Genomic DNA, 1,201 nt, shown 5'->3' with positions numbered 1-1,201 from the left:
CCAGTGAGATCTCATCTTGAGGCAAGTTTCCCGCTTAGATGCTTTCAGCGGTTATCTTTTCCGAACATAGCTACCCGGCAATGCCACTGGCGTGACAACCGGAACACCAGAGGTTCGTCCACTCCGGTCCTCTCGTACTAGGAGCAGCCCCTCTCAAATCTCAAACGTCCACGGCAGATAGGGACCGAACTGTCTCACGACGTTCTAAACCCAGCTCGCGTACCACTTTAAATGGCGAACAGCCATACCCTTGGGACCGGCTTCAGCCCCAGGATGTGATGAGCCGACATCGAGGTGCCAAACACCGCCGTCGATATGAACTCTTGGGCGGTATCAGCCTGTTATCCCCGGAGTACCTTTTATCCGTTGAGCGATGGCCCTTCCATACAGAACCACCGGATCACTAAGACCTACTTTCGTACCTGCTCGACGTGTCTGTCTCGCAGTCAAGCGCGCTTTTGCCTTTATACTCTACGACCGATTTCCGACCGGTCTGAGCGCACCTTCGTACTCCTCCGTTACTCTTTAGGAGGAGACCGCCCCAGTCAAACTACCCACCATACACTGTCCTCGATCCGGATAACGGACCTGAGTTAGAACCTCAAAGTTGCCAGGGTGGTATTTCAAGGATGGCTCCACGCGAACTGGCGTCCACGCTTCAAAGCCTCCCACCTATCCTACACAAGCAAATTCAAAGTCCAGTGCAAAGCTATAGTAAAGGTTCACGGGGTCTTTCCGTCTAGCCGCGGATACACTGCATCTTCACAGCGATTTCAATTTCACTGAGTCTCGGGTGGAGACAGCGCCGCCATCGTTACGCCATTCGTGCAGGTCGGAACTTACCCGACAAGGAATTTCGCTACCTTAGGACCGTTATAGTTACGGCCGCCGTTTACCGGGGCTTCGATCAAGAGCTTCGCGTTAGCTAACCCCATCAATTAACCTTCCGGCACCGGGCAGGCGTCACACCCTATACGTCCACTTTCGTGTTTGCAGAGTGCTGTGTTTTTAATAAACAGTCGCAGCGGCCTGGTATCTTCGACCGGCGTGGGCTTACGCAGTAAATGCTTCACCCTCACCGGCGCACCTTCTCCCGAAGTTACGGTGCCATTTTGCCTAGTTCCTTCACCCGAGTTCTCTCAAGCGCCTTGGTATTCTCTACCCAACCACCTGTGTCGGTTTGGGGTACGGTTCCTGGTTA

The 1,201-nt window shown here is 53.7% G+C and carries 1 rRNA gene; it reads right to left on the bottom strand.

Annotated features, from left to right (window positions below):
• Nucleotides 1-1,201: ribosomal RNA gene (locus ACCD00_RS30630) — 23S ribosomal RNA — on the bottom strand; the annotation flags it as partial.

This window comes from Pseudomonas sp. Pseusp3, from assembly GCF_047304225.1.
GTDB lineage: Bacteria > Pseudomonadota > Gammaproteobacteria > Pseudomonadales > Pseudomonadaceae > Aquipseudomonas > Aquipseudomonas fluorescens_CD.
Note: the sequence above shows the minus strand (reverse complement) of the source record. Positions and strands in the feature narration are given on the sequence as shown.